Genomic DNA, 4,586 nt, shown 5'->3' with positions numbered 1-4,586 from the left:
CGCTTCCCCACCGGAACCCTTGTGACGCGCCTAAAAAACCTCCGAATTAACCGCGGGTTAACCATGCCGGCCGATGGTCTCTTCTCAGAGAAGGCTGGCTCGTCGCCGCCGCAAGTTTCAGGTCGTCGAACGTGATCCGCTTCGAAAATGTCGGCCTCCGCTATGGCATGGGTCCGGAAATCCTCCGCGACATTTCCCTGCATATACCGGAGCGCTCCTTCCAGTTCCTGAGCGGCCCTTCGGGCGCCGGCAAGACGACGCTGCTGCGGCTTTTGTTCATGTCACTCAAGCCGACGCGCGGGCTGATCACCATCTTTGGCAAGGACCGCTCGCGCATCTCGCGCACCGAGCTGCCGCATCTGCGGCGGCGCATCGGCGTGGTGTTCCAGGACTTTCGCCTGCTCGACCACATGACGACCTATGAGAATGTGGCCTTGCCGCTGCGCGTGCGCGGGCGAGAGGAGGCGAGCTACCGCACCGACGTGACCGAATTGCTGAAATGGGTCGGCCTTGGCGAGCGCATGCATGTGCTGCCGCCGGTGCTGTCGGGTGGGGAGAAGCAGCGCGCCGCAATTGCCAGGGCGCTGATCGAGCAGCCCGAGATCCTGCTTGCCGACGAGCCGACCGGCAATGTCGATCCGCCGCTGGCGCGACGCCTGTTGCGGCTGTTCATCGAACTCAACCGGCTGGGCACTGCGGTGGTGATTGCAACGCACGACCTCGGCCTGATGGAACAGGTCGACGCACGGCGCATGATCCTGGCCGGCGGAAGGCTGGATATCTATGACTGACCTTTCCGTTCACCATGCCGAAGACCAGCACGCCGGTAAGGCTGCGACGACGCAGCGCGCTCAGCGCAAGATGGCGCCGATCGTGCCGGCGCAGAACATCGCCGGCCGGGCACTGGTCTTGGTCATTGCCATCATGACTTTCCTCTCCTGCCTGACCTTCGGCGCGGTGACGCTGGTGCGCGACACCGCCTCGGTCTGGGAGAACCAGATATCACGCGAGGCGACCATCCAGATCAAGCCGGTAGATGGCCTCGACATGGAGGCAGCACTTGCCCAGGCCTCGCAGATCGCCGGTGAATTTCCTGGCGTGAAGAGCGCCAGGATCGTCGACCGCGATGCCACGGCGCGGCTACTGGAGCCGTGGCTGGGTTCGGGTCTCAACATCGACGAGCTCCCGGTGCCGCGTCTGATCATCGTCACCATAGACGAGAACAACCCGCCCGACTTCGCCGCAATGCGCGCCGCGATCACGCCGAAGCTGCCCAGTGCAGCACTTGACGACCATCGCACCTGGGTCGACCGGCTGGTGGCCATGGCCCGTACCACGGTGACAATCGGCATTGCCGTGCTGGCGCTGATGCTGTCGGCAACCGTGCTGACCGTGGTGTTCGCAACGCGCGGCGCCATGGCCGGCAACGGCCACATCATCGAAGTGCTGCATTTCGTCGGCGCCGAAGCGCGCTTCATCGCGCGCGAATTCCGCCACCACTTCCTGGTCACCGGCATGAAGGGCGCAGCCGCCGGGGGTGCGGCGGCGGTGCTCGTCTTCATCGTCTTCTCATGGTGGTCGTCGCGCAACATGGCAACGCCGGAGGCCGATCAGGCGACCGCCTTGTTCGGTAATTTCGCTATCGGTTCGGAGGGCTATCTCGGGGTCGTCCTCATGGTGCTGGTCATCGGTGCGCTGACTGCGGCAACCTCCCATGTCACCGTCGTCACCTATCTCAGCGACATCGATGTCCGCCAGCCGGACGCGGGGTGATCACGAATAGAGAATTAGCGTAACGTAATGTGTGCTCTTCCACCTACTAAACGCCGCATTTCGGGGTTAACGATAGAGACGATGGACGCGCGCGAGTCGACCGGAACGGCTGGACAGTTACCCTTGGTGATTGCGCCATCCAGCGAGCGCGTCACGCCCGGCCGATTGGCGGGCGCATTGCGCATCTCCGCTTTCTTTCTGCTCGTGCTGGCAACGCTGTTTGCCGGCGGCTTCGGCTGGTTCGCCAACACTGTCAGCCGTCTCGCGACGCCTATCAATCCGGCAAAAGCCGATGCCATCATCGTGCTGACCGGCGGCCATTCGCGTCTCGACGCCGCTATGGGTCTGCTGGCGTCCGGCAAGGGCGAGCGGCTGCTGATCAGCGGCGTGCATCCTTCCGCCAGCCGCAACCAGCTTCAGGTCGCGACCCGCGGCGACAAGAAATTGTTTTCCTGCTGCGTCGATATCGACCGCGCCGCGCTCGACACGATCGGAAATGCCGAGGAAAGTGCCAAGTGGGTGGAAGATCACGCCTATGGCACCGTGATCCTCGTCACCAACAACTATCACATGCCGCGCAGCCTGCTGGAAATGGGCCGGCTGCTCCACAAGGCCAAGCTCGAGCCCTATCCGGTTGTCAACAGCAACCTTGGCAATGGCGGCTGGCTGACCAAGCCCAGGGCGCTGCGCGTGCTGTTCACCGAATATAACAAATATCTGCTGGCGCTGGCGCGCGGCATCGTGCCGGTGAAACCAACGCCAACCGGCATCGCGCTGGCCGAGGCTGCTGCGCCGAACTGACCTATATCATTCCTTGACCGTGGCGCATGAGGCGCTGCGCAGGCGCGCGATCTCCTGTTCGAGACGTTCGATACGCTTGTCCCGCTCGGCCAGCGCCGCCGCGACGTCGGCAGCTTCGAACCGTTGCGGAATATGCTGCGGGCAATTGGAGTCCCAAGCCGAAACCGTGAACAGGATGATTTGTTCGGGGCGGGCCTTGTAGCCTTCCGGCATCAGCTTCGCCATCAGTTCTGCGTCGTCCTCGACGACACGCGCGCTGCCCCAGATCTTGATGCGCTGTCGGTGCGCATAGTCGATCAGGAACAGGAATGCGCGGGGGTTGTCGTCCAGATTGCCCTGGGTGATGAATTGCCTGTTGCCGGAGAAATCCGTGAAGCCGATCGTCCGCTCGTCGAGCACCTTGAGGAAGCCGGCCGGCCCGCCGCGATGCTGGATGTAGGGCTGGCCGTCACCATTGGCCGTTGACAGAAAGACGCTGGTCTGCGCCTCGATGAAGGCGGCGAGATCGGCCGTGATATCAGCTTGCCAGCCGCCGCGCTCCTCGACGCGGGCATAGGCCACGCGTGAGCCTTTGCGGGCCTGGATCGCCTTGACGGTCGGCGTAAAGGCAACATCGCTGGTGAAGGCGTGAGCATTCATGGAACCTCCTTTGCAGGCAGAGCTGCGAGCCGTAGTCAGCAAAAAATAAGGCCTTCCATCCTCCGGATGCAGATGGCATAGATGCAACCAATCCTTCCATTTTTCGGGAGAACCATGGATCGCCTCGAGGCCATGTCGCTTTTCGTCGCCGCGGTGGAGGCCGGCAGCCTTTCGGCCGCCGGACGCCGTTTCGGCATCCCACTTGCAACGGTCAGCCGCAAGGTCTCCGACCTGGAGCGGCATCTGAAGACGCGTCTCCTGAACCGCTCGACGCGGCAGCTGACGCTGACCGACGCGGGTCACGCCTACCTGGCGGCCTGCCGTCGCATTCTCGACGAGGTCGGCGAGGCCGAGCGGGCCGCCGCCGGCGAATACAGCGCCCCGACGGGCGAACTGATCATCACCGCACCGATCGTCTTTGGCCGCCTGCATGTGCTGCCGGTCGTCACCGGCTTCCTCGCCGCCTACCCCGACGTGGCTATCCGCCTGATGCTCGCGGACCGGATAACCCAGTTGACCGAGGAGCACATCGATCTCGCCGTCCGCGTCGGCGAGCTTCCCGACTCGAGCCTGGTGGCCACCCGTATCGGCTCGATCCGGCGCGTTGTTTGCGCGAGCCCGGCCTATCTGGCCGAGCACGGTATGCCGGAGACCCCGAGAGACCTCGCGGCACATAACTGCATCACCTTCGAGGGGCTCACCGCTCCCGCCGCATGGACTTTTGCCACCGGCAAGACCGAGCTCGCCGTTCCGATCCGCTCACGGCTTCGGGTCAACACCGCGGAAGCGGCGGTCGACGCCGCGATTGCCGGCGTCGGGTTGACGAGGGTGCTTTCCTACCAGATCACAGCTGCGGTGCGGGCGGGCACACTCTGCACCGTGCTGGAGGCATTCGAGCCGCAGCCATGGCCGGTCAGTCTCGTGCATGCCGGCCAGGGTCTGCTGCCGGTGAAACTGCGTGCGTTCGTCGATTTCGCCGCCCCTCGCCTGAAGAAGCGGCTGATGCAAGCGACCTGGCAGGCCTGACGAACGGATAGCGGGTCAAGTCGGATCGATTTCGCATCGTTTCCTTTTTGCCCGCGCTTGGTGTAACCAACGCACACCTCCTCACCGGGCACTTCCCCCATGCTCCTTATCCGCTCGCTGGCGTTCAACTTCGTCTTCTATGTCAATCTGATCGTCCAGATGATCCTCTGGACCCCGTACTATTTCCTGTCACCGCGCCACCGCGCCTGGTTCGTGCCGAAATTCTGGTCGCGCACAAGCATGTGGCTTTACGACAAGATCGCCGGCACCAAAAGCGAGATCACCGGCCAGGAAAACCTGCCCGAAGGCTCCTTCATCCTGGCGCCCAAGCATCAATCCTTCTGGGA

5 protein-coding genes and 1 pseudogene are annotated in these 4,586 nt (G+C 63.5%); 5 read left to right on the top strand and 1 reads right to left on the bottom strand.

Translation table 11 applies throughout. The annotated features are described in order from the left end of the window. The first annotated feature begins 131 nt into the window (after positions 1-131). From ftsE to EOA86_RS23240, 3 genes are all read left to right on the top strand, one after another. Positions 132-791 (top strand): cell division ATP-binding protein FtsE, encoded by a 660-nt coding sequence (gene ftsE / locus EOA86_RS23250; RefSeq protein WP_010911739.1) that lies wholly within the window; start codon positions 132-134, stop codon positions 789-791. After that, positions 784-1,773, top strand: a complete 990-nt coding sequence (locus EOA86_RS23245) for an ABC transporter permease (RefSeq protein ID WP_128343794.1) — start codon at positions 784-786, stop codon at positions 1,771-1,773. The genes ftsE and EOA86_RS23245 overlap by 8 nt, the downstream gene beginning before the upstream one ends. 81 nt (positions 1,774-1,854) lie before the next feature. Continuing rightward, on the top strand, positions 1,855-2,574 hold the full coding sequence (locus tag EOA86_RS23240) for a YdcF family protein (protein ID WP_128343792.1): 720 nt from the start codon (positions 1,855-1,857) through the stop codon (positions 2,572-2,574). A 6-nt stretch (positions 2,575-2,580) separates the two neighbouring features. Here EOA86_RS23240 and EOA86_RS23235 read toward each other — a convergent pair whose 3' ends face one another. After that, on the bottom strand, positions 2,581-3,213 hold the full coding sequence (locus EOA86_RS23235) for a pyridoxamine 5'-phosphate oxidase family protein (RefSeq protein WP_095517808.1): 633 nt from the start codon (positions 3,211-3,213) through the stop codon (positions 2,581-2,583). A gap of 114 nt (positions 3,214-3,327) precedes the next feature. On the opposite strand from EOA86_RS23235, the gene EOA86_RS23230 reads away from it, so the two are divergent. Beyond that, positions 3,328-4,239, top strand: coding sequence for a LysR family transcriptional regulator (locus EOA86_RS23230; protein ID WP_128343791.1), 912 nt, complete (start codon positions 3,328-3,330; stop codon positions 4,237-4,239). 99 nt (positions 4,240-4,338) lie between these two features. Beyond that, positions 4,339-4,586, top strand: a pseudogene (locus EOA86_RS23225) (1-acyl-sn-glycerol-3-phosphate acyltransferase); the annotation flags it as partial.

The organism is Mesorhizobium sp. M5C.F.Ca.IN.020.32.2.1, assembly GCF_004023105.1.
GTDB lineage: Bacteria > Pseudomonadota > Alphaproteobacteria > Rhizobiales > Rhizobiaceae > Mesorhizobium > Mesorhizobium wenxiniae.
The sequence above is the reverse complement of the archived record's forward strand: the minus strand, read 5'-3'. Positions and strand labels throughout refer to the sequence as shown.